Below are 26,426 nucleotides of genomic sequence, written 5' to 3'. Positions count from 1 at the left end.
GCAACCTATCCGTCCCTCGCCGGCAGCAGGGCCACCAGCATCAGCAGCACGCCGAGCAGCCCGAGGAACCCCCCGGGACCGGTGCGGCTCAGCAGCAGCGCCACCAGCATGGTCGTGACTGCGGTGGCGACGATCCAGGACTTCGCGCCCGGCTCGCCCCGGCCGAGCAGCTGGAGCGACGTCCGGCCGAGCACGAGCATGAGCACGGCGGGCACGACCAGGACCAGGAGGACCAGCCCGGGCGCCGCCCCGGCGAGCAGGTACCCGGCAGCGACGACGGCCAGGACCGCCGCGGCCGCGATCACCACCCACAACAGGATCCGCAGCTGGCGCGCCCGCGCCGGCTCGTAGGGCGGAGTCACGGCACCTGTCACAGGACGGGGAGCATCCGGTCCCGCTCGAAGGCCGAGACCTGGCCGCGGTACTCCTCCCACTCCGCCCGCTTGTTGCGCAGGAAGAAGTCGAAGACGTGCTCGCCCAGGGTCTCGGCCAGCAGCTCGGACTCCTCCGCGATCCCGATGGCGTCGTGCAGGCTGCGCGGCAGCGGGTCGATGCCGAGGCTCTTGCGCTCCCGCTCCGAGAGCGACCAGACGTCGTCCTCGGCCTCGCGGGGCAGGTCGTAGCCCTCCTCGATCCCCTTCATGCCGGCGGCGAGCACCACGGCGTAGGCGAGGTAGGGGTTGGCCGCCGCGTCGATGGTGCGCAGCTCGACGCGCGTCGACTGGCCCTTGTTGGGCTTGTACATCGGCACCCGGATCATGGCGGAGCGGTTGTTGTGGCCCCAGCAGATGTACGACGGCGCCTCGCCGCCGAACATCATCCGCTTGTAGCTGTTGACCCACTGGTTGGTCACGCAGCTGATCTCGTTGGCGTGGCGCAGGATGCCGGCGATGAACTGGCGGCCGGTCTTGGACAGCTGGTACTCCGCGCCGGCCTCGAAGAAGGCGTTGCGGTCGCCCTCGAAGAGCGACACGTGGGTGTGCATGCCCGAGCCGGGGTGGGTCGTGAACGGCTTGGGCATGAAGGTCGCCCAGATGTCCTGGCTCAGCGCCACCTCCCGGATCACGGTGCGGAAGGTCATGATGTTGTCGGCGGTGCTCAGCGCGTCGGCGTACCGCAGGTCGATCTCCTGCTGGCCCGGGCCGCCCTCGTGGTGGCTGAACTCGACCGAGATGCCCATCGACTCGAGCATCGTGATCGCCTCGCGGCGGAAGTCCGCGCCCATCGACTGGGCGGTGTGGTCGAAGTAGCCGCTGCGGTCCACCGGCACCGGGTCGGCGCCCGCGACCGGGGTGTCCTTGAAGAGGTAGAACTCGATCTCGGGGTGGGTGTAGAAGGTGAAGCCCTGCTCGGCCGCCTTGCCGAGCGTCCGCTTGAGCACGTAACGCGGGTCGGCGTACGACGGGGAGCCGTCCGGCATCACGATGTCGCAGAACATGCGCGCGGTGGAGGGACCCTCGCCCCGCCACGGGAGGATCTGGAACGTCGAGGGGTCGGGCTTGGCGAGCATGTCGGCCTCGTAGACCCGGGCGAAGCCCTCGATCGCGGAACCGTCGAAGCCGATGCCCTCGGCGAACGCCCCCTCGAGCTCCGCCGGCGCCACCGCCACCGACTTCAGGAACCCGAGGACGTCGGTGAACCACAACCGGACGAACCGGACGTCACGCTCCTCGAGAGCGCGGAGAACGAAGTCTTCCTGCTTGCCCATGGGGCCAACTATGGCGCATCGGTGCCGCCGCACCGGTCAGGGTCTCCGGGTCGAGCACCCGGAGACCCTGCGCCGGCGCCACCTGCGCGTCAGGGACGCTCGCAGGGCAAGACGTCCTGGGCGCCCAGGATGCCCTTGTCGGCGCGGAACATCGGCTGCCACCAGTCGGCGGTGGTGCTGATCCAGGCACGGGCGGCGGTCGTCGGCGATCCGTCCGCGCCGGGGATCGTCACCTTCCGCACGACCAGCGGCAGGAGCGCCGCGGTGTCCGTCGTCCCGGCCCAGCAGCCGGCGGCGCGGTGCTTGGTCCGCGCCTCGCGGTTGGAGACCTCGGAGCCGACCGCCTCGTGGCCGTAGCGGAACGCGATCTGGGTGACGAAACCGGTGTTGCCCTCCCACGGTGCCCGGACCGACGCGCTCAGGCCATGGGTGTGCCTGGTGGCGATGTCGAAGCTGACCCGGCCGTCACGGACCCGGTGCACCTTGGACTCCCAGACGTGGTCGCGTCCCCGCACCGCCTGGTAGAGCCGGACGTGGCAGCGGTTGCAGCCGTCCACGAGGAAGGCGAGCGCGGTGCGCTGTCCCGCCGGCGCCGCGGCCGGGGTGGTCGCCTGCGGCACGGGCTGGGCGGGCTGGGCGGCCGCGCCGGTGGTCGCCGCGCCGGCGAGGGTGGCCAGCAGCCCCGCTGCCAGTCCGGTCATCGCCAGGGCTCCACGTCGAACCGGGCCGATGGACTTCATGTCGTTCTCCTCAGTTTCTCCGGTCCGCTGCCCCCGATGAGCAGCGGTCACCGTGTCGTGCGGGTGGGAGATGCACGCCGGCCGGGCTTTGTTGCCGGCCGGCGGACCTCGTTCACGGACGGGTGCAGTAGAAGGCGTCCTGGTTGCCGATGGTGCCCTTGTGGGCGCGGACGTACGGCTGCCAGCTCGGCAGCGTGCGGCTGCTGTAGGCCAGCGGCGTCTTCGTCCGGTGACCGTCGGGGGTGCGCGCGCTGACCCGGTCGATCTGGAACGTCAGCCGGGCGGTGTCGGCGCCGGTGCCCGCCCAGCAGCCCGCGGCCCGCTTGGCGTTCCGGGCGTCGGACCGGTCGATCACGGTCCCGACCTTGTGGCCGGCGTACCGGGTGACCATGTTGGGCACCGCGCCCGTGTTGCCGGCCCAGGGAGCCTCCACCACGAACGACAACCCGTGGGTCAGGGCGGTGCGCAGGTCGAAGGCGATCTGGTGGTCCGAGCCGACGCGCCGGACGTGCGAGGTCCACACGTGGTCCTCACCGTTGATCGCGTGCACGAGCTGGACGGTGCACCGGTCACAGTCACGGACCACCAGGGTCAGGCTCGTCCTGGGCGCTGCCTGGACCTGCTGGCTGGTCGGCGCTGCCGCCGACCCCGAGCCGGCGGTCGTGACGACTCCGCCGAGTCCGGCCACCAGGGTGGTCACCAGCAGGGCGGCGCGTCGTACCGGGCTGATCCGCGTCATCTCTTCGATCTCCTCGTGCGTGGTGGCCCGGTGCTCCCGATGAGCGCCAGTGCCCTTCCGCAGAGGTAGATGCAGCAGGCGGACGTTTTGTTGTGATCAGTTCTGCGGGACGTTCGCCTCGAGCTCGGCCAGCCAGGCGGCGGCGCTCGCGTCCGACGGCATCCGCCAGTCCCCGCGCGGCGACATGGTGCCCCCGGCGCTCACCTTCGGGCCGTTCGGCAGCGCCGACCGCTTGAACTGGCTGGCGAAGAAGCGGTTCACGAAGACGACCATCCACCGGCGGATCGTCGCCAGGTCGTAGGCGATGCGCCGGTGCTCGGGCAGGTGCGGCGGCCACTCCCCCGCGTCGGCGTCGTGCCACGCGTGCCACGCCAGGAAGGCGATCCGGCTGGGGCGGTAGCCGTGTCGCAGGACGTAGAAGAGCGTCAGGTCCTGCAGCGCGTAGGGCCCGACCGACTCCTCGGTCGCCTGCGGCTTGTCGCTCCCCTTCTGCGGGACGAGCTCGGGGGTGATCTCCTGCTCGACGATCTCCTCCAGCACGTCGTTGGTCTCGTCGCCGAACTGCCCGCTCTCCGCGACCCAGCGGATCAGGTGCTGGATCAGGGTCTTGGGCACGCCGGCGTTGACGTTGTAGTGGGACATCTGGTCGCCCACGCCGTAGGTGCACCACCCGAGCGCGAGCTCGGAGAGGTCACCCGTGCCCAGCACGATCCCGCCGCGATGGTTGGCGAGCCGGAAGAGGTAGTCGGTGCGCAGGCCCGCCTGCACGTTCTCGAACGTGACGTCGTAGAGCTCCTCGCCGTGGCTGTAGGGGTGGTCGAGGTCCTTGAGCATCTGCTCGGCCGCGCCGGTGATGTCGAGCTCCTCGAAGGTGATGCCGAGCGACTTGGCCAGCCGGTAGGCGTAGGACTTCGTGGTCTCGCCGGTGGCGAAGCCGGGCATGGTGAAGCCGAGGATGTCGGCGCGGGGCCGGTCCAGGCGGTCCATGGCCTTCGCCGCCACGATCAGCGCGTGGGTGGAGTCGAGGCCGCCGCTGATCCCGATGACCACCTTGGGCTGCCAGGTGTCGCCGCCGATGGCGGCGAGGCGGTGCTCGAGGCCGGAGACCTGGATGTTGTAGGCCTCGTAGCAGTCGAGGGCCAGCCGCTCGGCGTCGTCGGGGACGAACGGGAAGCGGTCGACCTTGCGGCGCAGCCCGATGTCTCCGGTGGGCGGACTCAGCTCGAAGGCGACGGTGCGGAAGTCCCCCACCCGCTCGTCGTGGGTCCGGCGGTTGTCGTCAAAGGTGCCCTGGCGCAGCCGCTCCTGCCGGACGCGGTCGAGGTCGACGTCGGCGACCGCGCGCCGCGGCCCGTCGGGGAAGCGCTCACACTCGGCGAGCAGCTCCCCGCACTCGTAGACGAGGGTCTGGCCGTCCCAGCTGAGGTCGGTGGTGGACTCGCCCTGGCCACCGGCCGCGAACAGGTACGCCGCGCTGCAGCGGGCGCTGGCGCTGCGCACCAGCAGCCTCCGGTCCTCCGCCCGGGCGACCGTGATCGGGCTGCCGGAGATGTTGGCCAGCACGGTGGCGCCGGCCAGGGTCGCCTCGGAGCTGGGCGGGATCGGCACCCACATGTCCTCGCAGACCTCGACGTGCAGGGTCAGCCCGGGCACGTCGGTCGCCGAGAACAGCAGGTCGGGTCCGAGCGGCACCTCGACCCCGCCGATCCGGATCGTCGAGCCACGGCGGTCGTCGCCGGGTGCGAACCAGCGGCGCTCGTAGAACTCCCGGTAGGTCGGCAGGTAGGACTTCGGCGACACCCCGAGGACGCGCCCCCGGTGGATGACGACAGCACAGTTCAGGACGCGGGTGCCGTGCACCAGCGGTGCCCCCACGACGAGGACGGGCCGCAGGCCGGTGGAGGCCTCCACGATCTCGTCGATCGCGGCCTCCACGGCGCTCAGCAGGACGTCCTGCAGGTGCAGGTCCTCGATCGAGTAGCCCGCGAGGGTCAGCTCGGGGAAGATCGCCACCGCCACGCCGTCGTCGTGACAGGCGCGAGCCTGCTCGAGCACCGTGCGCGCGTTCGCCGCCGGGTCCGCGATCGCTACCGGCATGGTGCAGGCAGCGACGCGCGCGAAGCCGTGGGCGTAGGCCGAGTAGAAGTCCACGAGATGCAGTTTCCCACGCGGCCGGTGTCAGACCTCGGCGTCAGGCCCGGCCAGTCACCGCCCAGGCCGTCGCGGAGATCTCGAACGGGCCGTCGGGCAGGTGCGCGGCGCAGGCGGCGCGCACCTGCTCGCGCTCCCCCGGGTCGAGGCCGGCCACCCAGTCACCGGCCGGTCCGACGCCCGTCGTGTACGGCGTCCACCAGTCGTCGAAGTCGCGGTAGGGCACCCGCACGGTCAACTCCTCCGGCTCGACGTCCCGCACGCCTGCATCCGCCGCGAGCTCGGCGAGGTGCCCCGCCTGCACGCCGGCGCCACCGGCCTCCCGTGGGCGTCGGGACGAAGCTCGTGGACGACGTTCCAGAACGGCGACAACGGGCCACGGCCGCTCCCGTGGTCCCAGACGCACGCGCCCACCACTCCCCCGGGCCGCGTCACGCGCGCCATCTCGCGCAGGCCTGCGACCGGGTCGCTCATGAACTGCACGACCAGCTGGGCCAGCGTGACGTCGAACGAGTCGTCGTCGTGGGGAAGCCGCTCGGCCGTTCCCTGCTGCACGTCGACGCCGGGCAGCCGCTCCCGCAACGCCGCCACGAAGGGCGGCGACGGGTCGATGGCTGCGACGCCCTCGACGCCGAGCCGCTCGACGAGCACGACGGTCAGCGCTCCGGGCCCGCACCCGACGTCCAGCGCGCGTTGACCGGACCGGACACCGGCCAGGTCGGCGAACTGCGGTGCGAGCGGGTCGGCGTACCGACCCATGAACCGGGCGTACGCCTCGGCGGAGACGTCGAAGGCCACGCATCGACTGTACGGCGGCGGCGCCCCGGCGGCACCGATGAAATCAGCGGGGAACGCCGGTCTCCATCCGTGGAGGCCGGGAGCGAGCGCCCGGCCCGGACCCAAGGAGCCAGCCATGACCTCGATCAGCCCGTGCCTGTGGTTCGACGACAACCTCGTCGAGGCGATGGAGTTCTACACCAAGATCTTCCCGAGGTCATCGATCACCAGCGTGGCCCGCTACGGCGAGGCCGGACCCGGCGAGCCCGGGACGGTGATGGCCGGCGAGTGGGTGCTCGACGGGCAGTCCTTCCGCGGCATCAACGGCGGCCCGATCTTCGCCGGCTTCACCGAGACGATCTCGTTCAGCGTCGCGTGCGCGGACCAGACGGAGGTCGACTACTACTGGGACAACCTGGTCGCCGGCGGGGTCGAGGACCAGTGCGGGTGGCTGAAGGACAAGTTCGGCCTGTCCTGGCAGATCATCCCCACCAGGCTCCACGAGCTCCTGAACGACCCGGATCCCGCTCGCGCCGAGGCCGCGATGCGAGCCATGCTGGGACAGCGCAGGATCGTGGTCGCCGAGCTGGAGGCCGCTGCCGACAACGCCTGAGGAGCACCGCCGGATGACGTTCGCCCAGACCGGGTTGGCCCGGACGCCCGAGCCGCCGTACGTCGCCGTCGTCTTCTCCTCGGTCCGCACCGAGGGCGACCACGGGTACGCCGTCATGTCGCGGCGGATGGAGGAGCTCGCGGCTCTCCAACCGGGCTACCTGGGGCTCGAGTCCGCCCGGGACGGCGGGCTCGGGATCACCGTCTCCTACTGGACCGACGAGGCCGCGGCCGTCGCCTGGAAGCAGGTCGCCGAGCATCTCGTGGCCCAGGAGCGGGGCCGCTCCACCTGGTACGCCGACTACCGGGTCCGCGTCGCCACGGTCACACGGGACTACGGCCCGGACCGAGCCTGATCGCCCCCATCGGTCACGAACGGCACGTCCTGGGCCGGGAGATCTGCGGTTGGTGACCGATCCGCAACCACATGACCCATCAGGGGTGACCATCGACACAGGCCGCCGACCAGCGTGCGGGACTAGCCTGACCAACGGTCCGTGGACTCCATCGGGGAGCCGCGAGATGACGCCGAGGGGAGCTCGCCATGAGCGACAGCAGCACCGAACAGCCCGCGCCGTACGGCTCCGGACCGGCAGCCGCGAGCGCGCCGCCGACCAGGAGGGTCCGCACCCACCACCTCCGCGAGATGAAGCAGCGGGGCGAGAAGTTCACGATGCTCACCGCCTACGAGCAGTACGCCGCCCAGACCTTCGACGAGGCCGGCATCGACGTCCTGCTGGTGGGCGACTCCGCCAGCAACAACGTCTACGGCAACGAGACGTCCCTTCCGGTGACCGTCGACGAGCTGATCCCGCTCACCCGCGCCGTGAGCCGCAGCGCCCGGCGCGCGCTGGTGGTGGCCGACCTGCCGTTCGGCAGCTACCAGGCCTCACCCGAGCAGGCCTACCTCACAGGCGTGCGCTTCATGAAGGAGGCGGGTGCCCACGCGGTCAAGCTCGAGGGCGGCCTGCCGATGGTGCCGCAGGTCCGGAAGCTGACCGAGGGCGGCATCCCGGTGATGGCGCACATCGGGTTCACCCCGCAGTCCGAGCACGCCCTCGGCGGCTACCGCGTCCAGGGTCGCGGCGCGGCGGCGGACCGGGTCGTCGAGGAGGCGCAGGCACTCGAGTCCGCGGGCGCGTTCGCCGTGGTGATGGAGATGGTCCCCGGCGACGTCGCCGGCGAGGTCACCAAGTCGGTCGGCATCCCCACGATCGGGATCGGCGCCGGGGTCGACTGCGACGGCCAGGTGCTGGTCTGGCAGGACGCCTTCGGGCTGCGCACCGGCCGGATGGCGAAGTTCGTCAAGCAGTACGCCGACGTCCACGGCGTCCTGCTCGAAGCGGCCCGGGAGTACGCCGCCGACGTGAAGGCACAGACCTTCCCGGGCCCCGAGCACACCTTCTGACGTACGCCGGCCACGACCCTGACATCTGTCATGCCGGGGTCGTGACCGGCGGATGAAGGACCACGCGAGCCGGGCGGCCATGCTGGTCGCATGACGATGACTGACCACACGCGATCGGCCGACGCCGTCCGGCTGCCCGCGGTCCGCCTCGACGGGGTGACCAAGGACTTCGGCTCCGTGCACGCCGTGCGCGGGATCGACCTCGAGCTCCGGCAGGGCGAGATCGTGGCCTTCCTGGGCCCGAACGGCGCCGGCAAGACGACCACGATCGACATGATCCTCGGGCTCTCCCAGCCCACCACCGGCACGGTCTCCGTGCTCGGCCACCAGCCCCGCCAGGCCATCGCGCGCGGGCTGGTGTCGGCCGTGATGCAGACCGGCGGGCTGCTCAAGGACCTGACCGTCCGCGAGACGGTGGCCTACACCGCGAGCCTCTTCGCCGACACCAAGCCCGTCGACGAGGTCCTCGACAGCGCCGGGATCACCGGCATCGCCGACCGCAAGGTGGCCAAGTGCTCGGGTGGTGAGCAGCAGCGGCTGCGGTTCGCGATGGCGCTGCTGCCCGACCCGGCGCTGCTGCTCCTCGACGAGCCGACCACCGGCATGGACGTCGAGGGGCGGCGTACCTTCTGGTCGGCGATCCGCCGCGACGCCGAGCGGGGCCGCACCGTCCTCTTCGCCACCCACTACCTCGAGGAGGCCGACCAGTACGCCGACCGGATCGTGCTGGTCCGCGAGGGACGCATCGTCGCCGACGGCAGCGGCTCGGAGATCAAGGCGCTGGCCGCCGGCCGCACCGTCCGCGCGACCCTGCCCGACGCCGACACCGACGCACTGGCCGCCCTCGGCGGCGTCGACTCGGTCGAGGTCCGCGGCGACAGCGTGCTGGTGCACGCGAAGGACAGCGACGCCGTCGCCCGCTACCTGCTGACCGAGACCACCGCGCGAGACCTCGAGATCACCTCCAAGGGTCTCGAGGACGCCTTCATCAGCCTGACCGGCGCCGACGACGAGGAGCAGAAGTGAGCACGTCGACCATCCCCACTCCCGTCGACCCCGACGCCCGCCGGGTGCCGCCGATGGGTGGCTTCAACCTGACCGTGCTGCGGATCGAGCTGCGCCGGATGCTGCGCAACCGACGCACGATGTTCTTCACGCTGCTCTTCCCGGCCGCGCTGTTCCTGTCGTTCGGCGGGCAGCCGAACTGGAACGACAACGCCGGCCACGGCAACGTCGCGGCCTACATCATGGTCTCGATGGCGCTGTACGGCGCTGCCCTCACCGCCGCCTCGGGCGGGGCGATGGTGGCGATGGAGCGCGCGTTGGGCTGGTCGCGCCAGCTGCGGCTGACCCCCCTCAACCCGGCCGTCTACATCCTGATGAAGGCGCTCCTGGCCCTGGTCCTCGGCGCCGTTGCGATCACCGCCGTCAACGTCACCGGCATCGCCCAGGGCAAGCCGCACATGCCGGTGCACGTGTGGATCGAGTGCGCGGTGCTCACGCTCTTCTGCACCATGGTCTTCGCGGCCCTGGGGGTCTTCGTGGGCTACCTCGTCCCGGGCGAGAACGCCATGCAGGTGCTCGGCCCCGGCCTCGCCCTCTTCTCGTTCCTGGGCAACGTGTTCATCCCGCTCGACGAAGGCACCTGGATCTACCGGATCGCCGAGTGGACCCCCATGTTCGGGGTCGCGGAGATCAGCCGCTGGCCGCTGACCGGCGACCTGCCCTGGACCGCGGTCGTCAACGCCGTGGCGTGGTTCGGCATCTTCGTGGCCGGCGCCGCGTGGCGGATGAGCAAGGACACGGCACGGGTCTGACCCGGCACTAGCGTGACCTCCATGAGCACCACGTCACCCGAACCGACCCTCGCGGGCAGCTCCGCCGCGATGGGTCGGCTCGGGCCGTGGTTCGCCGCCATCTGGCTCTTCTTCCTCCTCAGCCCGCTCCTCGACGGCTGGGCCCAGCGCGACCAGGTCTCCGGTGTCGTGGGCATCCTCGCCACCCTCGCGTTCGCCGCGGTCTACATGGTGGTCTGGGTCCGGACCCGCGCCGACCGGATGCGGCTCGTGGCCCAGCCGCCACTGCCGCAGGCCCTGGCGTACGTCGCGACCCTGGTCGCGCTGGGGGCCCTGATGGTGGCGTGCGTGGGCGAGTCCGGGCTGGCCAGCACCGTGTACGTCGGGGTCGCCTGCGTGATGGTGCTCGACCTCCGGGTCGCCGTACCAATGGTGGCGGCCCTCATCGGGATCGTGCTGGGCCTCGGCAGCGTCGAGGGCTGGGGCAGCCAGGTCGGCACGGCGTTCGGCGTGATGGCGGCCTCCGTGGCGGTCTTCGGGTTGCGGACGGTGCTCAGCCGCAACATCGAGCTGGTCCGGGCGCACCAGGAGAACGCCCGGCTCGCCGTCGACAACGAGCGCAGCCGCTTCGCCCGCGACCTGCACGACATCCTCGGGCACTCCCTGACGGTCATCACCGTGAAGGCCGAGCTCGCGCAACGCCTGCTCGACGTCGACGTCGAGCGCACCCGCGCCGAGCTGGCCGACCTCGAGCGGTTGAGCCGGGACGCCCTGACCGACGTACGCCGGGCCGTGCAGGGCTACCGCGAGCTCACCCTGCCCGGCGAGCTGACCCGTGCCCGCGCGGCCCTGGCGGCCGCCGAGATCGACGCCGAGCTGCCCAACTCCGCCGACGAGGTGCCCACCGAGCTGCGGGAGCTCTTCGCCTGGACCGTCCGCGAGGGAGTCACCAACGTCATCCGGCACTCCCGGGCCCGCACCTGCGAGGTCCGCCTGACCCCGACCAGTGCCGAAGTCGTCGATGACGGCACCGGCCCCGGCGGTGGCACGGCGACCGCAGGGTCCGGCCTGGCCGGGCTGCGTGAGCGCGCAGCGGCCGCGGGCGCCACCGTGGTCACCCGGGAGCTCTCCCCCGGTTACTCCCTGCGGGTGGTGCGCCCGTGACCGGCCCCGTCATCAGGCTGTTGCTCGCCGACGACCAGGCCCTCGTCCGGGGCGCACTCTCGGCGCTGCTGGGCCTCGAGCCGGACCTGGAGGTCGTCGCCGAGGTGGGCTCGGGGGACGAGGTCGTCGCCGCCGTCCTCGAGCACCGCCCCGACGTGGCGCTGCTCGACGTCGAGATGCCCGGCATGGACGGGATCACCGCCACTGCCGAGGTCCGCAGGGCCTCTCCGGACACCCGCGTCCTGATCGTCACGACCTTCGGTCGGCCCGGCTACCTGCGGCGTGCCCTCCAGGCAGGCGCCTCCGGCTTCGTCGTCAAGGACACGCCCGCACCCCAGCTCGCCGACGCCGTGCGCCGCGTGCACGCGGGCCTGCGCGTGGTCGACCCCGACCTCGCGACGGACAGTCTGGTGGCCGGCGAATCGCCCCTGACCGCCCGGGAGACCGAGGTGCTGCAGGCTGCCCGCGACGGTGCTCCGGTCGCGGCGATCGCACAGCGCCTCTTCCTCTCCGAGGGCACGGTGCGCAACCACCTCTCCTCGGCGATCGGCAAGACGGGCGCGGTCAACCGGGCCGAGGCGGTGCTGGTCGCCGACGGCAACGGCTGGCTCTGACCCGGCCGGCCGTCAGCTCAGGCAGAGGCAGAAGGGGTGCCCGGCCGGGTCGAGGAACACCCGGAAGGTCGTCCCGGGCTGGTGCTCGTGCTTGGTCGCACCGAGCTCGAGCACCGCCGCCTCGCCGGCATCGAGGTCGTCGACGACCACGTCGAGATGCATCTGCTGGGGCACGTCCTGGCCCGGCCAGACCGGTGCCCTGTAGTCCTGCACCTGCTGGAACGACAGGCACTGGTGCTCGGAGCGGACGTCGACCCAGTCCTCCTCCGGCTCGACCTTCCAGTCGAGCAGCGCGCCGTAGAACGCTGCGAGCGCGTGCGGATCGGGGCAGTCGAGGACGATGCTCGGGAAGCGTGCGATGGCCATGCCACGAACGGTAGACGCAACCGCGGACGTTCCGCGTCCGGATGAAAGGCTGGCCGCCATGACTCCCCCGCCCGACGACGCAGGCTCCTCACCGACGACGGACTGGATCACGACCCCGATCACCGCAGACCTCCTCCGCGGCGCCATCGAGCTCGAGCAGACCGAGCGGGGCCTGCTGCCGCACCGGCTGCCCGCCTGGGCCCGGGCCCAGTCCACCGACGGGCAGCTGGCCATGGCTGAGGCCAAGCCCTCCGGCGTACGCCTCGTGCTCCGCACCCGGGCCACCGTCCTGGAGCTGGACACCCTGCGGACCACGACGTCCTACCGTGGCGTCCCGCCGCTGCCCGACGGCATCTACGACCTGGTCGTCGACGGACGCCTCGCCGGCCGGGCCACCGGGACCGGCGGGAACGTGCTGACGGTGGACATGGCCACCGGCGCCGCCGAGGTCACGACCGGTCCGGTCGGCACCGTCCGCTTCACCGGCCTGCCCGACCGCGCCAAGGACCTCGAGGTCTGGCTCCCCTACAACGAGACGACCGAGCTGGTGGCGCTGCGCACCGACGCCCCCGTCGAGGCCGTCCCCACCTCCGGCAGCACGGTGTGGCTGCACCACGGCAGCTCGATCAGCCACGGCTCCAACGCCGCGAGCTCCAGCACCACCTGGCCTGCCCTGGCCGCGGCCGCGGGTGGCGTCGACCTGGTCAACCTCGGGCTCGCCGGCAGTGCACTGCTCGACCCGTTCACGGCCCGCACCCTGCGCGACACCCCCGCGGACGTGATCAGCGTCAAGATCGGCATCAACCTGGTCAACACCGACCTGATGCGGCTGCGCGCCTTCACCCCGGCCGTTCACGGCTTCCTCGACACCATCCGCGAGGGCCACCCCACCACGCCCCTGCTGGTCGTCTCCCCCATCCACTGCCCGATCCACGAGGAGGTGCCCGGGCCGAGCGCGCCGGACTTCAGCACCGGGACGATGCAGTTCCGGGCCGCCGGCGACCCCGCGGAGCGGGCGGCCGGCAAGCTCACGCTCGGCGTCATCCGCGACGAGCTCAGCCGGATCACCGCTGCCCGCGCTGTCGACGACCCGCACCTGCATCTCCTCGACGGCCGCGAGCTCTACGGCGAGTCCGACTTCGCCGAGCTGCCGCTCCCAGACCAGCTCCACCCGGACGCCGCCACCCACCGTCGCATGGGCGAGCGCTTCGCGAAGCTCGTCTTCGGGCCGGGTGGCCCGTTCAGCACGATGGGCTGAGCGCCCGTCACGTCCCGTTCTGGCCTGCCTGGCCGAGATGCTGGCTGCCGCAGGTGTTCGTGGCGATGAGCCAGCCTCGGCCGGAGGAGGCACGGACCACCCGGACGACGATCGGGTCGTGGCCCCGCGCCCCGGCGACGAAGACCGCCATGTCGACCACGTCCCGGTCCTGCTGGATGACCTGGACCACCCCTCCGGGACCCACGGCGTACCGGTGGGCCAGAACGGCGCGCACCTGGTCGAACGACGCACCGACGGTGTCGGGCGGGGTCGTCCAGCCGCAGTCGGACGAGATGGCGGCATTGACCGCCACCGCCCCCACGGGGACGCCGACCACGAGGACCGCCCCGACGGCCAGGGCCGTCGTGCGTCGCCTCGGGCCTCGTGGCGAGCGATGCCTGGCTCCGGTCACTCCCCGAGACTGACCGCTTCCGGCCGCAGTGACGGCGCCTCCCGGTCCCAGGTCGTCGATATCAGGTAGGCGGGTGGCGCGTGCGGCGGATACCGACTCTGTGGCATGTCATGGCTGAAACCGGCCGCTGCCACCGGCCGGGACCTAGCGTCGCAGCATGCTCATCCTCGGCATCATCCTGTTCGGGATGCTCGTGGGCGCCGCGGCCCAGCTCCTGCTCGGCACCCGTGGCCACGGCATCAACTGGACGACGGCGATCGTCGCCGGGCTCGTCGGCTCCTTCATCGGAGGCCTGGTCATCAGCCTGCTGTCCGGCGACGGGCTCGCGCTGCGCCCCAGCGGCATCATCGGGTCGATCCTGGGGGCGATCCTGGTGACCCTCGCGTGGGACTACTGGCAGGGTCGCCAGCACAAGGTCAGCTGAGCGCGGTCGCGGCCCTCGTGCCCGGGCAGCCGCACGTCGTACCGTGTCCGCCATGCGCTCGATCTCGGCTGCCCTGACCGCATCTCTCGTCCTGGCCGCGCTGGGTCCTGCGACGGCCGAGGCCGCGCTCCCGGCCGGCGGCCGCTCCCCGCAGGCCACGGCCCGCGCGGTGCCGACGCTGCACGTACGCCGGCAGGTCACCGGGCTCGACCACCCCTGGGACGTGCAGCCGATCGGGCACGGCCGGTTGCTGTTCACCCAGCGTGACCGCGCGACGCTCTCGGTGTGGGAGGACGGCCACACGCGGACCGTGGACTTCCCGAGCAAGCAGGTGTGGGTGTCCGGCGAGACCGGGCTGATGTCGCTGGCGATCGACCCGAAGTTCGCCCGCAACGGCCGCATCTACACCTGCCAGGGCGGCAACACCCCGGGCGGGGGGCACGAGGTGCACGTCATCGCCTGGCGGCTCAACGACGCCGCGACGAAGGCGCGGCGGATCAAGGAGCTCGTCGGCGGGTTCCCCACCAGCAGCGGGCGGCACGGCGGGTGCCGGCTGCTGATCACCAGGGACGGCTCGATGCTCGTCGGCACCGGAGACGCGGCGGTGGGCACCAACCCCGAGAACCTCGAGTCCCTGGGCGGCAAGACCCTCAGGCTCAACCGCACCACCGGCTCCCCCTGGCCGACCAACCCGTTCATCGACGCGAGGAACCGCAAGAAGCGCTACATCCAGACCTACGGCCACCGCAACGTCCAGGGCCTGGCGCAGCGCGCCGACGGCAGCCTGTGGTCGATCGAGCAGGGCACCTACCGTGACGACGAGGTCAACCGGCTCGTCGACGGCGGGGACTACGGCTACAACCCGGTGCCGGGCTACAACGAGGACGTGCCGATGACCGACCAGTCGCTGCCCGGCGACCAGGTCGAGGCGCGCTGGAGCTCGGGGGACCCGACCCTGGCGACCAGCGGCGGCACCTTCGTCCGCGGGGCGCAGTGGGGCTCCCTCCGGGGCGCCCTGGCGGTGGCTGCGCTCAAGGCGAGCCGCATCGTCTTCCTGTCGTTCGACTCCGCCGGGCACCTGACCAAGAGCCGGGCGCCCAAGGCGCTGCAGCGCTACGGCCGGCTGCGCTCCGTCACGGTCGCCCCCGACGACGACCTGCTGGTGACCACCGACAACGGCAACGGCGGCGACGCCATCCTGCGAGTCAGCCCGCGCTGACCGGCGTCCGGGACGTCATGCGAATCGTGGCCCCTGGGCCACGGAACGCATGACGTCCCGGCGTCCGACCCTCAGGCCGTCCAGCCCAGCCAGGCTCCCCCGGCGTTCATCGCCGCGAACCACACCAGCACCGCGAAGACGGCCACCCACGGCACCCACGCGGGGTGCGGGGTCCACCAGCGGGTCGCGACGACGAGCAGCACCAGCCAGACCAGCAGCAGCACGACCACGGCCCACCAGGGTGCGAGCAGCCCGCTGGCGGCGTACAGGAAGAACGCGCAGGCCATCCCGGCCATGCCGACGAACGGCCACGGCGAGACGGCGTGCGGGTTGTGGCGACGTGTCCTCGCCACCGCTCAGGACTCGTCGTTCCAGTTGGGGTCGTGGTCCCAGTCCTGGTTGCGCTGCTCGGCCTTCTCCAGGGCGTGCTCGGCCTCCTCGCGGGTGTCGAAGGGACCGAGCCGGTCGATGGGCGGGCAGCCGTCCGGATCCTCGACCCGGTGGTGCTTGACGCAGTACCAGAAGGAGCTCATGTCGCCTGAAACTACACTCGTCCGCGTGACTCCCCTGGCTGCCGCAACGATCTCGCCGCGACGACCCGTGCCCGCCGAGATCCCCCGACCCGAGTACGTCGACAAGCCGGCGCCCGAGCGCTTCACCGGCAGCGAGGTCAAGGACGCCGAGACCATCGAGCGGATGCGCGCCGCCTGCCGGCTCGCCGCCCAGGCCCGCGAGCTGGTCGGCTCCCACGTCGTGCCCGGCGTCACCACCGACGAGCTGGACCGCATCGGCCACGAGTTCCTGTGCGACCACGGTGCCTATCCCTCGACCCTGGGCTACCGCGGCTTCCCGAAGTCGCTGTGCTCGAGCGTCAACGAGGTCATCTGCCACGGCATCCCCGACAGCCGCCGGGTCGAGGACGGTGACATCGTCAACATCGACATCACCGCCTTTCTCGACGGCGTGCACGGCGACACCAACGCCACCTTCCTCGCCGGCGACGTCGACGAGGAGACGCGGCTGCTGGTCGAGCGCACCCGCGAGGCCCTCGACCGCGGCATCAAGGCCGTGAAGCCGGGTCGTCGGATCAGCGTGATCGGACGCGTCATCGAGTCCTACGCGCGCCGCTTCGGCTACGGCGTGGTCCGCGAGTTCACCGGCCACGGCATCGGCACGGCGTTCCACAGCGGGCTGATCGTCCCCCACTACGACACCCCGGAGTACGACGACCTCATCGAGGTCGGGATGACCTTCACCATCGAGCCGATGCTCAACCTCGGCACCCACGAGTGGGAGATGTGGGACGACGGGTGGACCGTGGTGACCCGCGACGGCCGGCGCAGCGCGCAGTTCGAGCACACGCTGCTCGTCACACCGACCGGCGCCGAGGTGCTGACCCTCCCCTGATGGCCGGGGCCCGACCCGGAGGGAGCGCGACCCTCAGGTGAGGTCGTCGTACGACGTCTGACCGGTCTCCGCGAGCCGTCGCTCGACCCGGAGCACCGCGAGCTCGTGCTCGGGGTCACCGCTCATCGCGGCGGCCAGCCGCAGGTGCGGCAGCGCCTCGGTGAGCCGTGCCTGGCGCTCGAGGCTGCGACCGAGCGCGTGGCGGGCCCAGTCGTCGTCCGGCTTCTCCTCGACCAGCGCGACCAGCTCGTGCTCGGCCTTCTGCAGCTGCGCGCGCAACAGGTAGGCCCACGCCCGCAGCGCCCGCAACCCGGAGTTGCCGGGCTCCTGCTCCAGCGCCGGCTCGAGCACGTCGAGGGCCTCGCGCGGCGCCCGGCGCGACAGCAGGTCGTGGGCTGTGCGGTAGGCCGTCTCGGGCCCTCGCCCCCCACTCGACCCGTTCCAGGGGGCCAGCGGTGGCGCCTGCAGCTCGTCGTCGGTCATGTCGCCTCACCCTCCTTCAGGGGACCGAGTTCCCGGCCGGCCGGTCGTGCAGGATGCGCTGGTAGAGATGGTGGTCCTGCCAGCGGCCGTTGATGTACAGGTAGTCCGGCGCCACGCCGTACTGCTCGAAGCCGGTGCGGGTCAGGACCCGCTGTGACGCGACGTTGTGGACCAGCGTGCCGGCCTCCAGCCGGTGCAGCCCGAGCACGTCCGCCCGCTCGACGGCGAAGCGGACGGCGGCACTCGCCAGGCCGCGGCCGGTGTGGGCGTGGTCGACCCAGTAGCCGAGCGAGGCGTTCTGGAAGACCCCGCGCACGATGTTGTTGAGGTTCACCCGACCCACGACGTCGGCCCCGTGCATCACCAGCCACGGGACGACCAGCCCCTGGCCGGCCATCGCCAGCTTGGCCTCGACGTCCTCCCGCTGGCCCCGCTCGGTGAAGAACGACTCCTCGCGCTTCGGGTCCCAGGGCGCCAGGTGCTCCCGGTTGCGCACGTACGCCGCGGCCAGCGCGGGCGCGTCGCCCTCACCCAGCGGCCTGATGTCGTATCCCTCCGGCAGCACCCGGTCAGGGTACGTCGCCGCGCCGACCGGACGCGGCACCCCGTCGTCCCCTATCGTGGGGGCTGCGGATGGGCTGGCCGGGCGACCGCGTCGTCTCCTCACGGAGGCGCCGAGGAAGGTCCGGGCTCCACAGGGCGAGGTGGTGGGTAACACCCACCCGAGGTGACTCGCGGGACAGTGCCACAGAAAACAGACCGCCTCCCGGCTCGCCGGGCGGTAAGGGTGAAACGGTGGTGCAAGAGACCACCAGCGACCCGGGCGACCGGGTCGGCTCGGCAAACCCCACCTGGAGCAAGGTCAAGAAGCCCGGAGTCCTCGGACACCGGGCGCGCGCGCGTCTGAGGGCTGCCCGCCCGAGTGCGCGGGTAGACCGCTGGAGGCTGTCGGCAACGGCAGCCGTAGATGGATGGTCGCCCCCGGGACGCCCGCAAGGGCCCCCGGGACAGAACCCGGCCTACAGGCCAGCCCGTCCGCATCATCGGTCCGACCTGCGGGAACCCGATCACGACAGAGGCCTCTTGCCTCTTCAACTACCGAGTGCGTCTGTCTTATCGACCCTTCGAGGCTTGGGCCTGCCGAAGTCCCGAACTCTCGCTGGTCGAGATAACCGAGCGAGAAACGAGCGAGGCGTATCGAGACCCCACTCCCGGTCGTCGAGCTCGTCCAGACCCCGCACCGAACCGCCAGCAGCAGCCATCGTCGCTCGCCGGCTCGACGCCAACAACATTGCGGCACCTGAGACATAGACGTGGGGGCCATCGTCGTCACCCTTTGAGCTCTGACTGGCGGACCCCGGAACGAATGGGCCATCGACCGTTCGCCAGATGTCACGTTGGTTGAAGGTTGCGCGGACGACAGCCGCGTCTTCAGCCTGCCTCATGAACTCCCCGCGCCAATCCGACTTACAACGCGGCTCAGGCTGGCCGAACAATAACCTCCGCCCATCGGTCGCGCCTACTGGGTGCGGGCCGACACTCACGGTAAACGCGGACCCGAGTTTGACAGCTTCACCCGAGCGTTCGTCACCGTCCCTTAACTGGGGACGCTTACGAGTCGATCGTTGCTCGATATCTCAACCATCACCGCCCAGGCGAAATGTATCGAGAGCCTTGATAGCGGTGCCGCGATCGCCCACCAGTGACGTTTGCCAGACTTGATCTGCGCCGGATGCCTTAGCAAACGCTGGGGCCAAAATCGACACACCGGCGGGCCTGGTTCTTGCGTAACCCAAAGTTATGTGCGAAACGTTGCGCGGACCGCCGTGACGATCGAACTTCATCCACTTACCCAGCGCACCTGCGATCTCGAGTCGTCGCTCTTGCCAGAGGTCGCTCGGCAGGACATCAACGAAAATGAATCCAGAATTGCGCGAAACAAGGTATGGCAGCCCGACACCATACGTTGCCGGGAGTGCAACGGAAGCGGCTCGGGCCAGCTCCTGAACAATCCCATCGTAGGCCTGCGCTGACTCGACCTCTCCCATCAGCATCGTTACGTGAGGAATCGCCCGACCACCGTTTGCCTCGAACAGAATCTCGCCATCCCATTTGGAATATATAATACCGTTGGCCTCATTGACCGCTGTCAGCAAGGTCCCGTCGATGACGGAATGGACGTTTACACGAGCAGGGAACACACTCCTACTTTCCATCAGCGAAGCCATTCTTCAATGTCCGCGAAACCCGCCTGACTTCAATGCGACCCGAAGTCGCGGGTGATCGAGCAGTGTAGTAGTCGTCGACGATCTTCAGCTTGTCCTGGAACAACCCAGGCTCATCTACGAATTCAAGCCTCCAAACCGACGTTCCAGGAAACACTTCCTCTTGATCTGGCTCGTCGCGTCGTCTCGTCGTGGCGTGCCACACCGCAGCAACGCCCCAGGTGGTTGCATCCTCGTTGCTCATTAGCCATGCCCCCGTGCTCCCCCCACGCGAGTGTGTCGAGAAAGTCGAGAATGCAATGCTTGTGAACGTCTGCGTAATTTCAATTACAAACGGCCGCTCGGCATCGCCAGCCTCCTTACGGATCACCGTGCCGATCCACCTGCCATTGAGATCTGGATAGGGCGACAGCCATTTCAGATACTTGAATGGAGCAACCCGCCATGCCCATCTGTTGTAGACCTCCCAAAAAACACCTGCGACTGTGAAGGCTACGCCACTCTTTGCCACCAACTTCAGAACCACCGACGATTCCGTCCCTTGCAGCAGGAGGATGGCAGCAAAAACGACAAGCGTTAACAAAGCCGAAACGGTTGCAACCTTGCGAAGCGGAAATCGTATGGCTTTCATGCAGGTAACTCCTTCCCTTCTTCGTCGGGATCAACTAGGCCGGTTGACCTAGCATTCAATTACCGACCCAGCAGGATGGCATAAGTCAAACAACCTCCCATTCGAGGACGTTTCAAGAACGGACCGCGGATCGGAGGCTTCGCCGCGGGACCCATCCTCGCAAACACTTGCAGTGTTCAGGAGTGGCCGCAGCTCCTACTTCATTACGTGAGCACTCGCTTCACTCTTCGGCCGATATCTAACAAAACCGGGCCGCAGTACAATTCAGTTCAGGACTGACCCGTGATGCGCGCATCCGGCAACGATTTCAACCAGGTCAGTCACAAAGCAAGAGCCGCACGCAGTGCGTCATCTATTTGACGCATGCGAAATTCAGGGAGCGTAGCAATGACTCCTCGTGAAACATCAATACGGACCTTGTCTATCTGTCGCACTTCGCCACAGCTAGCGATCGATCGCTTGCCGTTGGTGCCGAGTTCATGCGCCGGAATCTCCACCTGCTCTGGGTATCCCCGGTAGCTCCGATAATCCGTGAGGGGCACGATGATCGGGAAGGACCCTTTCGCGTTCCCACGGTCGTTCTGGACGATCACGCATGGACGAGTCTTGTTCTTTTCCACTCCCATACCCCCGGATCAAGTCCACAATGAGGACGTAGCCCCGCTCGAAGTTCAGCATCGCCAAGTTATACCGCTCAATCGGTGGCGCGGGCGCAGTTCTCTGGGCGTACCTGCATACGCGGCGCGACTGCGGGTACGCTCCTACACCTACTATCAGGGGTTGGGATGATGGCTGCGTGTCTTTCAAGGCAGACTAGGCACCCGGGACCTCCTGATTGGCTCCCAGACCGCGACCAAGCACCAGATGATCGCGTGCGGTCATCGGAGTGGGGCCACAGGTGGCTGTACGTGTCCAGCGCCTCGTGGGCGAACGCATGGCGCAGTCGGGTCTGGACGGTCTTGACCGACTCGGCGTACCCGACAAGCAGCGAGGCGTAGTGACGCCGCAGCGCGTGTATGCCGGGACCGGTGGTCGTGTTCAGCCCGGCCACGTATGGCGATGGGTCGCCAGACGTGGCCGAACGCCTGCCGGGTGATCGGACGGCCCTCGCGGGCGAAGACCAGGTCGTCGTCGGCGACCTCGCGCAACGAGGTGCCCGTTGAGACCACGGTCACGGGCGGCAGGATCGCGCGATTGCTCGCCCGAGTCTTCAGTGGCCCGAACTCGGTGACGCGACCGAGGCGGGTCAGCAGCTGGCGATCGACCACGACGACCGGCCTGACACCCCGTTCCGCTTCCGGGCGGTACTGGTCGTCAACTTGCCGTGTACCTTGACGGTTACGTACCTATCCTGGTACACACTGTCCATGGAAGCTGCTCTGCGAGCCCTCGCCGACGAGAGCCGGCGGACGATGCTGGAGGCCCTGGCCGACGGCCCGGCGACCGCGGGTGAGCTGGCGGCGCTGCTGCCGATCGCCCGGCCGGGCGTCTCCCGCCACCTGCGGGTGCTGCGGGAGGCGGGACTGGTCGAGGTGCGTCAGGAGGCACAGCGTCGCGTCTATTCCCTCAGCCCGCAGCCGCTCACCGAGATCGACGACTGGCTGAGCCGGTACCTCGCGCGTTGGGAGCACCGGTTCGACGCACTGCACACCGAGATCGCCCGCGGAAAACGCGACCAACGGAGGACCTGATGACCAAGAACGCCCCCGGCGCCAGCCGCATCCTGGGCAGTCTGCGATCGGTGGACGGCACCGGCGTCGTACGCCTGGAGGACCGGTTCGACACCGATGTCGACGACCTGTGGTCGGCCCTGACCGAGCCCGACCGCCTGGCGCGCTGGCTGGGCGAGGTGGAGGGCGACCTGCGCCTCGGCGGTGACTTCCGGGCGCGCTACTTCGCCAGCGGGTGGGAAGGCACCGGACACGTGGACGTGTGCGAGCCCCCGCGGCGGCTGCTGATCTCGACGAAGTCCACCGACGAGCCGGACGGCGTCATCGAGGTGACGCTCACCGCCGACGGCGACCAGACCGTTCTCGTGATCGAGGACCGCGGCGTGCCCGTGGACCAGGTCGCCGCCTACGGGGCAGGCGACCAGATCCACGTCGAGGACCTCGCCGCCTACCTTGCCGGCGGTGAACGTTGCGACGCCCGAGCACGCTGGCAGGAGCTCCACGCTGCCTACCAGCTGGTGCCCGTCGACTAGTACGACGGGCCGCACACCGATCGGGTGAGTGGATTCAGTCCAGCCAGACTGAATCCGTTCGGAGCCGCCACCGGTCGGCGATAGTTGGGGCGTGCCACCCCGCTTCGTAGGAACCCAGCCGCCCGGACCGACCTCCGGTGTGCTGCTGGGAGCCGTGCTCGGCGGCCTGGTCATCGCGGCCTGGGTCAACGACCTGCTGCTCGGGGTCGCGGTGGCCGGCATCGCGGCAGGCCTGGTCGTGTGTGCGCTGTGGGCCGCCCCCGACTGGCACCGGTTCGGTGTCGGGCTCCTGACCGGCACGGTCGTGGCCCTGGCCGCGTGGTTCGCGGTCGTCTACGTCGGCGTCGCCCCGGGGACGTAGCGCCGCGCGCGCGGCCATCGCACTCACCCCGTCTGGGGGACGTCGGCGACGGGTCGGCCGTGCCAGCGTGACCTCATGACGAGACGGGACCGGTCACGCGACCCGTGGTGGCACCTGCGGCGGGGCGACGTCGGGCGAGCGGCCCTGGCCGTGCTGGGGGCGGCCATCGGACTGGGGATCGCCTCGTGGGTGGTCCCCGAGTTCAGCATCGGCGGCGCCGGGCGGGCCCTCGCGGCCGCGGTGCTGATCGCCGTCGTCGGCGCCGTGCTCCGGCCGGTGCTGGTGCGCCTCGCGGTCCTCCTGGGCTGGGTCGGGGCCGTCCTCATCGGCCTGACCGGGCAGGCGTTCGTCATCTGGGTGGTCCTGTGGGACTTCACCGGTGAGCAGAACAACCCGCCGTTCTGGTCGGTGTTCCTCGCCTCCTGGGTGGTCTCGGCGGTCTCGACAGCGTTCGTCTGGGTCGCGACGGCCGGCACCGACGACGCCGTGACCGCAGGCCTGCTGCGCAAGGCCCGTCGCTCGCGTCGCCGGCCGGAGCTCGAGGACGCCGACGTGCCCGGCGTGGTCTTCATCCAGGCCGACGGGGTGCCCTTCCCGGTGCTGGACTGGGGCGTCCGGGCCGGCACCCTGCCGACGCTCTCCCGCTGGATCCGCAGCGGGTCGCACCACATGGCCGAGTGGCGGCCCAAGCTGCCGGCCACGACCCCGGCCAGCCAGATGGGCATCCTGCACGGGACCATCGACGGGATCCCCGCGTTCCGCTGGGTGGAGCGCGACTCGGGCCGGGTCCTGGTGGCCAACAAGCCGGCGGACGCGGCGGTGATCGAGGCCAAGCACTCCGACGGCCGCGGGCTGCTCGTCGACGACGGGGTCTCGGTCAGCAACCTCTTCACCGGTGACGCACCCACGGCGTACGCCACGATGAGCGCGGTCCACCGCACCCAGGAGACCCGGCACGCGCGCTACACCGTCTCCGCCTTCCTCGCCCGTCCGGAGGGCCTGGCCCGCAGCCTGTCGCGGACCGTCAGCGAGGTCGTCCGCGAGCGCTTCCAGGCCGCGCGGGCCCGGCGCCGCGACGTGCACCCGCGCGTCGACCGGCCGTGGTCCTTCACCTTCGAGCGGGCGGCGCTCAGCGGCGTGCTGCGCGACCTCAACACCACCCTGGTGGCCGACGCGATGCTCCAGGGGCACCGGTCGATCTACGTCGACTTCGTGGACTACGACGCGGTCGCCCACCACGCCGGGCTCATGCAGCCCGAGTCGCTGGCGGCCCTCGAGGGGATCGACGCGGTGATCGGCCAGCTCGAGAAGGTGGCGGCCGTGGCGCCGCGGCACTACCTCTTCGTCGTGCTCTCCGACCACGGCCAGTCGCAGGGCGAGGTGTTCGCGTCGAGGTACGGCGAGGACCTCGCCACCCTGGTGCGGCGGCTCAGCTCCTCCGACGTGCTCTCGGCGGTGGAGAACGCCGAGGGCACCGGCTCCCTGAACTCCATGATGGCCTCGACCAGCGACACCGACACGGTCCTCGGACGGTCGCTCAAGCGGGCCTCGGACCGGCTCTCCGCACGCAGGCTGGAGATGCCCGAGCGCGCCGACACCGGCGAGGAGGAGACTCCCGACAACTGCCTGGTCTTCGGCTCCGGCAACCTCGGGCTCGTCTACGTCGCCGGGGAGCACGCCCGCCTCACCCTGGACGACCTGACCGTCCGGTTCCCGGGTCTGGTGCCGGGGCTGGTGGCCCACCCGGGCACCGGCTTCGTCGTGGTCGACACCGCCGACCACGGGCCGGTGGTCCTCGGCACCGACGGGGAGCACCGCCTCCGCGAGGGGGTCGTGGTCGGCACCGACCCGCTGGCGGCGTTCGGTCCGGACGCGGCGGCGTTCGTGCTGCGGGCCGCGACGATGGACGAGGCGCCCGACATCTACGTCAACAGCCTCGTCGACGACCTCGGGGAGGTGGCGGCGTTCGAGGGTCTGGTCGGCTGCCACGGTGGCCTCGGCGGCTGGCAGGACCGGGCGATGATCGTGTGGCCGGACACCCTGCCGTCCCCGGGGTCGATGGTGGTCGGCGCCGACGCCATGCACCGGGTCCTCGTCGGGTGGCTCGAGTACCTCGGGCACCGCACCGCCCTGACGGCGGACGGCGCCGAAGCCCCGGCTCCAGCCGCCGCGGTCCGGACCTCGCGGCCATGACGCGGGCGGTCGCACGCTCCCGCGCCGAGCCGAACGAGTTCGCGCAGCAGCTCTTCACCGGTCTCCCCCGCCGCTACGACGTGCTGGAGGAGACCCTGTCCTTCGGGCAGAACCACCGGTGGCGCACCGCCATGGTCGACGCCGTCGTCGCGGGACGCCCTGCCCTGGTCCTCGACGTGGCCACCGGGACCGCCGGCGTGGCCATCATGCTCACCGACCGGACCCCGGCCCGGGTGGTCGGCGTCGACCTCACCGAGCAGATGCTGCGCCGGGGGCGGCAGCGGGTCGCGAGCCGCGGCCGGACGGGCCGGATCACGCTGGCCGCAGCGAGGGCCGAGCGGCTCCCCTTCGCGGACGCGACCTTCGACGCGCTGACCTTCACCTACCTGCTGCGCTACGTCGCCGACCCGGCCGCCACCCTCGTGGAGCTGGCCCGGGTCGTCCGTCCCGGCGGGGTGGTCGCCAGCCTCGAGTTCGGGGTCCCGCCGCCGCCTGTGTGGCGTCCGGCCTGGCGGCTCTACACCAGGGCCGTGCTGCCCCTCGCCGGGCTGGTGGCAGGCGGGCGGGCCTGGGCGCGGGTGGGCACGTTCCTGGGTCCGTCCATCGAGCAGCACTACCGCGACCACCCGGTCGAGAAGCACCTCGCCATGTGGGCGGCGGCCGGCCTCGAGGACGTGCGGGCGAGACCGATGAGCCTCGGAGGCGGCCTGGTGATGTCCGGCCGCCGGGGCGATGGATGAGCCGGCCGCCCCGGCCTTCTACGCCCGCCGGGGCAGCGTCGTCTCGGACTGGTGGACGCTGCTCCACCCGCCCTACACCGTCTGGCACCTCAGCTACGTGGCGCTCGGTGCGGCCGTCGCGCCGGGCCGGGACTGGACCGCCCTCGGCCTCAGCCTCCTCGCCTTCTTCCTCGCCGTCGGGCTGGCCGCCCACGCGCTCGACGAGCTGCAGGGTCGTCCGCTGCGGACCGCGATCAGCGAGCCGACCCTGTGGGCGGTGTCCGTAACGGCGCTCGCCGGGGCCGTCGTCCTGGGCGTCGCCGGCGGCTTCTTCCACCACGGCACGCAGTGGGCGCTCGTCGTCGCCGTGCCGGTCGGCGCCGCGCTCGTGGTCGGCTACAACCTGGAGCTCTTCGGTGGGCGCCTGCACAACGACCACGTCTTCGCCTGGGGCTGGGGCGGCTTCCCCGTGGTCGTGGGCTACCTCGCGCAGTCACCGCCCCGGTCGCTCAGCCTCGCCTCCGCCGCCGTCGCCATGACTCTCGGCGCCGTGGGCACGGCGTACGCCCAGCGGTTCCTGAGCACGCCCGCCCGTCAGCTCCGGCGTCGTACGGCGGCGGTCACCGGGACGCTCACGCCGACCGAGGGGGCACCCATCGGCCTGGACCGGGCCGTCCTGCTCGCCCCGCTCGAGCGTGCCCTGCGCTCCCTCTCCTGGGCGCTGCCGGTGATCGCCGTCGCGGTGCTGCTCGCCGGCTCGGGGCACGCGGCCCAGGGCGGCCCCTGACCGGTGGAAGGCACGGCGAACCGTCCGGC

The 26,426-nt window shown here is 70.8% G+C and carries 33 protein-coding genes and 1 other RNA gene; 18 read left to right on the top strand and 16 right to left on the bottom strand.

What is annotated here, in order from left to right; genetic code table 11:
- Positions 1–5: 5 nt before the first annotated feature.
- The 7 genes from H0S67_RS09870 to H0S67_RS09845 all read right to left on the bottom strand — a co-directional run bounded on the left by H0S67_RS09870 (position 6) and on the right by H0S67_RS09845 (position 6,136).
- A complete protein-coding gene (locus H0S67_RS09870) occupies positions 6–362 on the bottom strand; it encodes a hypothetical protein (RefSeq protein WP_180936432.1) in 357 nt (118 codons plus the stop codon).
- 8 nt (positions 363–370) lie between these two features.
- Entirely contained in the window at positions 371–1,708 is a 1,338-nt protein-coding gene (locus H0S67_RS09865) for a glutamine synthetase family protein (RefSeq protein WP_180936431.1), read from the bottom strand.
- An 89-nt stretch (positions 1,709–1,797) separates the two neighbouring features.
- Positions 1,798–2,448: a hypothetical protein gene (locus H0S67_RS09860; RefSeq protein ID WP_180936430.1), complete on the bottom strand. Its 651-nt coding sequence runs from the start codon at positions 2,446–2,448 to the stop codon at positions 1,798–1,800.
- Between the two features lie 112 nt (positions 2,449–2,560).
- Positions 2,561–3,187, bottom strand: a complete 627-nt coding sequence (locus tag H0S67_RS09855) for a hypothetical protein (RefSeq protein WP_180936429.1) — start codon at positions 3,185–3,187, stop codon at positions 2,561–2,563.
- A gap of 96 nt (positions 3,188–3,283) precedes the next feature.
- A complete protein-coding gene (locus H0S67_RS09850) occupies positions 3,284–5,338 on the bottom strand; it encodes an NAD(+) synthase (protein ID WP_180936428.1) in 2,055 nt (684 codons plus the stop codon).
- A gap of 40 nt (positions 5,339–5,378) precedes the next feature.
- On the bottom strand, positions 5,379–5,570 hold the full coding sequence (locus H0S67_RS24900) for a hypothetical protein (RefSeq protein WP_246355265.1): 192 nt from the start codon (positions 5,568–5,570) through the stop codon (positions 5,379–5,381).
- A gap of 2 nt (positions 5,571–5,572) precedes the next feature.
- Positions 5,573–6,136: a class I SAM-dependent methyltransferase gene (locus tag H0S67_RS09845; protein ID WP_246355264.1), complete on the bottom strand. Its 564-nt coding sequence runs from the start codon at positions 6,134–6,136 to the stop codon at positions 5,573–5,575.
- Between the two features lie 115 nt (positions 6,137–6,251).
- Here H0S67_RS09845 and H0S67_RS09840 point away from each other — a divergent pair, with 115 nt between their 5' ends.
- The 7 genes from H0S67_RS09840 (at position 6,252) to H0S67_RS09810 (ending at position 11,709) form a co-directional block, all read left to right on the top strand.
- Positions 6,252–6,728: a VOC family protein gene (locus tag H0S67_RS09840; RefSeq protein WP_180936427.1), complete on the top strand. Its 477-nt coding sequence runs from the start codon at positions 6,252–6,254 to the stop codon at positions 6,726–6,728.
- 13 nt (positions 6,729–6,741) lie between these two features.
- Positions 6,742–7,083: an antibiotic biosynthesis monooxygenase family protein gene (locus tag H0S67_RS09835; protein ID WP_180936426.1), complete on the top strand. Its 342-nt coding sequence runs from the start codon at positions 6,742–6,744 to the stop codon at positions 7,081–7,083.
- 188 nt (positions 7,084–7,271) lie between these two features.
- Positions 7,272–8,135, top strand: coding sequence for a 3-methyl-2-oxobutanoate hydroxymethyltransferase (panB, locus tag H0S67_RS09830; protein ID WP_180936425.1), 864 nt, complete (start codon positions 7,272–7,274; stop codon positions 8,133–8,135).
- 90 nt (positions 8,136–8,225) lie between these two features.
- Positions 8,226–9,161 carry an ABC transporter ATP-binding protein gene (locus H0S67_RS09825; protein WP_180936424.1) on the top strand — a complete coding sequence of 312 codons (936 nt, stop codon included), beginning with the start codon at positions 8,226–8,228 and terminating at the stop codon, positions 9,159–9,161.
- Positions 9,158–9,952 (top strand): ABC transporter permease, encoded by a 795-nt coding sequence (locus tag H0S67_RS09820; protein ID WP_246355263.1) that lies wholly within the window; start codon positions 9,158–9,160, stop codon positions 9,950–9,952. The genes H0S67_RS09825 and H0S67_RS09820 overlap by 4 nt, the downstream gene beginning before the upstream one ends.
- A 21-nt stretch (positions 9,953–9,973) precedes the next feature.
- Entirely contained in the window at positions 9,974–11,095 is a 1,122-nt protein-coding gene (locus H0S67_RS09815) for a sensor histidine kinase (RefSeq protein ID WP_219635603.1), read from the top strand.
- Positions 11,092–11,709, top strand: a complete 618-nt coding sequence (locus H0S67_RS09810; protein WP_180936423.1) for a response regulator transcription factor — start codon at positions 11,092–11,094, stop codon at positions 11,707–11,709. Before H0S67_RS09815 ends, H0S67_RS09810 begins: the two co-directional genes overlap by 4 nt.
- Positions 11,710–11,721: 12 nt before the next feature.
- On the opposite strand, the gene H0S67_RS09805 is transcribed toward H0S67_RS09810, so the two are convergent.
- Complete coding sequence (locus H0S67_RS09805) at positions 11,722–12,075, bottom strand: VOC family protein (RefSeq protein WP_180936422.1); 354 nt, start codon at positions 12,073–12,075, stop codon at positions 11,722–11,724.
- 58 nt (positions 12,076–12,133) lie between these two features.
- On the opposite strand from H0S67_RS09805, the gene H0S67_RS09800 reads away from it, so the two are divergent.
- A complete protein-coding gene (locus tag H0S67_RS09800; protein WP_180936421.1) occupies positions 12,134–13,333 on the top strand; it encodes a GDSL-type esterase/lipase family protein in 1,200 nt (399 codons plus the stop codon).
- Between the two features lie 7 nt (positions 13,334–13,340).
- Here H0S67_RS09800 and H0S67_RS09795 read toward each other — a convergent pair whose 3' ends face one another.
- Entirely contained in the window at positions 13,341–13,745 is a 405-nt protein-coding gene (locus H0S67_RS09795; RefSeq protein ID WP_180936420.1) for a hypothetical protein, read from the bottom strand.
- A gap of 157 nt (positions 13,746–13,902) precedes the next feature.
- Here H0S67_RS09795 and H0S67_RS09790 point away from each other — a divergent pair, with 157 nt between their 5' ends.
- The gene (locus H0S67_RS09790) at positions 13,903–14,169 is read left to right on the top strand and encodes a GlsB/YeaQ/YmgE family stress response membrane protein (RefSeq protein ID WP_180936419.1); all 267 of its coding nucleotides are present in this window, start codon (positions 13,903–13,905) and stop codon (positions 14,167–14,169) included.
- Positions 14,170–14,221: 52 nt separating this feature from the next.
- Positions 14,222–15,388 carry a PQQ-dependent sugar dehydrogenase gene (locus H0S67_RS09785; RefSeq protein ID WP_180936418.1) on the top strand — a complete coding sequence of 389 codons (1,167 nt, stop codon included), beginning with the start codon at positions 14,222–14,224 and terminating at the stop codon, positions 15,386–15,388.
- Between the two features lie 71 nt (positions 15,389–15,459).
- On the opposite strand, the gene H0S67_RS09780 is transcribed toward H0S67_RS09785, so the two are convergent.
- Entirely contained in the window at positions 15,460–15,741 is a 282-nt protein-coding gene (locus H0S67_RS09780; RefSeq protein WP_246355262.1) for a hypothetical protein, read from the bottom strand.
- A 3-nt stretch (positions 15,742–15,744) separates the two neighbouring features.
- Positions 15,745–15,921 carry an SPOR domain-containing protein gene (locus H0S67_RS09775; protein WP_180936417.1) on the bottom strand — a complete coding sequence of 59 codons (177 nt, stop codon included), beginning with the start codon at positions 15,919–15,921 and terminating at the stop codon, positions 15,745–15,747.
- A gap of 25 nt (positions 15,922–15,946) precedes the next feature.
- Between H0S67_RS09775 and map the strand changes: the two genes are divergently transcribed.
- A complete protein-coding gene (map, locus tag H0S67_RS09770; RefSeq protein WP_425489909.1) occupies positions 15,947–16,795 on the top strand; it encodes a type I methionyl aminopeptidase in 849 nt (282 codons plus the stop codon).
- Between the two features lie 33 nt (positions 16,796–16,828).
- On the opposite strand, the gene H0S67_RS09765 is transcribed toward map, so the two are convergent.
- Positions 16,829–17,278, bottom strand: coding sequence for a tetratricopeptide repeat protein (locus H0S67_RS09765; protein ID WP_180936415.1), 450 nt, complete (start codon positions 17,276–17,278; stop codon positions 16,829–16,831).
- 16 nt (positions 17,279–17,294) lie between these two features.
- Positions 17,295–17,843, bottom strand: coding sequence for a GNAT family N-acetyltransferase (locus tag H0S67_RS09760; protein WP_219635602.1), 549 nt, complete (start codon positions 17,841–17,843; stop codon positions 17,295–17,297).
- Between the two features lie 69 nt (positions 17,844–17,912).
- Here H0S67_RS09760 and rnpB point away from each other — a divergent pair.
- Positions 17,913–18,316, top strand: an RNA gene (rnpB, locus tag H0S67_RS09755) — RNase P RNA component class A.
- Between the two features lie 599 nt (positions 18,317–18,915).
- Here the strand turns inward: rnpB and H0S67_RS09750 are convergent.
- The 3 genes from H0S67_RS09750 to H0S67_RS09740 form a co-directional block, all read right to left on the bottom strand.
- Positions 18,916–19,506, bottom strand: a complete 591-nt coding sequence (locus H0S67_RS09750; protein ID WP_180936413.1) for a 2'-5' RNA ligase family protein — start codon at positions 19,504–19,506, stop codon at positions 18,916–18,918.
- Positions 19,484–20,134, bottom strand: coding sequence for a Cap15 family cyclic dinucleotide receptor domain-containing protein (locus H0S67_RS09745; RefSeq protein ID WP_180936412.1), 651 nt, complete (start codon positions 20,132–20,134; stop codon positions 19,484–19,486). The genes H0S67_RS09750 and H0S67_RS09745 overlap by 23 nt, the downstream gene beginning before the upstream one ends.
- Before the next feature lie 320 nt (positions 20,135–20,454).
- The gene (locus H0S67_RS09740; RefSeq protein ID WP_180936411.1) at positions 20,455–20,754 is read right to left on the bottom strand and encodes a type II toxin-antitoxin system PemK/MazF family toxin; all 300 of its coding nucleotides are present in this window, start codon (positions 20,752–20,754) and stop codon (positions 20,455–20,457) included.
- A gap of 747 nt (positions 20,755–21,501) precedes the next feature.
- On the opposite strand from H0S67_RS09740, the gene H0S67_RS09735 reads away from it, so the two are divergent.
- From H0S67_RS09735 to H0S67_RS09710, 6 genes are all read left to right on the top strand, one after another.
- A complete protein-coding gene (locus tag H0S67_RS09735) occupies positions 21,502–21,825 on the top strand; it encodes an ArsR/SmtB family transcription factor (RefSeq protein WP_180936410.1) in 324 nt (107 codons plus the stop codon).
- Positions 21,825–22,337, top strand: coding sequence for an SRPBCC family protein (locus H0S67_RS09730; RefSeq protein WP_219635601.1), 513 nt, complete (start codon positions 21,825–21,827; stop codon positions 22,335–22,337). Before H0S67_RS09735 ends, H0S67_RS09730 begins: the two co-directional genes overlap by 1 nt.
- A 139-nt stretch (positions 22,338–22,476) precedes the next feature.
- Positions 22,477–22,698 carry a hypothetical protein gene (locus tag H0S67_RS09725; RefSeq protein WP_180936409.1) on the top strand — a complete coding sequence of 74 codons (222 nt, stop codon included), beginning with the start codon at positions 22,477–22,479 and terminating at the stop codon, positions 22,696–22,698.
- A 75-nt stretch (positions 22,699–22,773) separates the two neighbouring features.
- Positions 22,774–24,891, top strand: coding sequence for a phage holin family protein (locus H0S67_RS09720; protein ID WP_180936408.1), 2,118 nt, complete (start codon positions 22,774–22,776; stop codon positions 24,889–24,891).
- Positions 24,888–25,631, top strand: coding sequence for a class I SAM-dependent methyltransferase (locus H0S67_RS09715; RefSeq protein ID WP_180936407.1), 744 nt, complete (start codon positions 24,888–24,890; stop codon positions 25,629–25,631). The genes H0S67_RS09720 and H0S67_RS09715 overlap by 4 nt, the downstream gene beginning before the upstream one ends.
- Positions 25,624–26,397, top strand: a complete 774-nt coding sequence (locus tag H0S67_RS09710; protein ID WP_180936406.1) for a hypothetical protein — start codon at positions 25,624–25,626, stop codon at positions 26,395–26,397. Before H0S67_RS09715 ends, H0S67_RS09710 begins: the two co-directional genes overlap by 8 nt.
- Positions 26,398–26,426 lie beyond the last annotated feature (29 nt).

Source organism: Nocardioides ungokensis (assembly GCF_013466985.1).
Taxonomy (GTDB): Bacteria; Actinomycetota; Actinomycetes; order Propionibacteriales; family Nocardioidaceae; genus Nocardioides; species Nocardioides ungokensis.
Note: the sequence above shows the minus strand (reverse complement) of the source record. Positions and strands in the feature narration are given on the sequence as shown.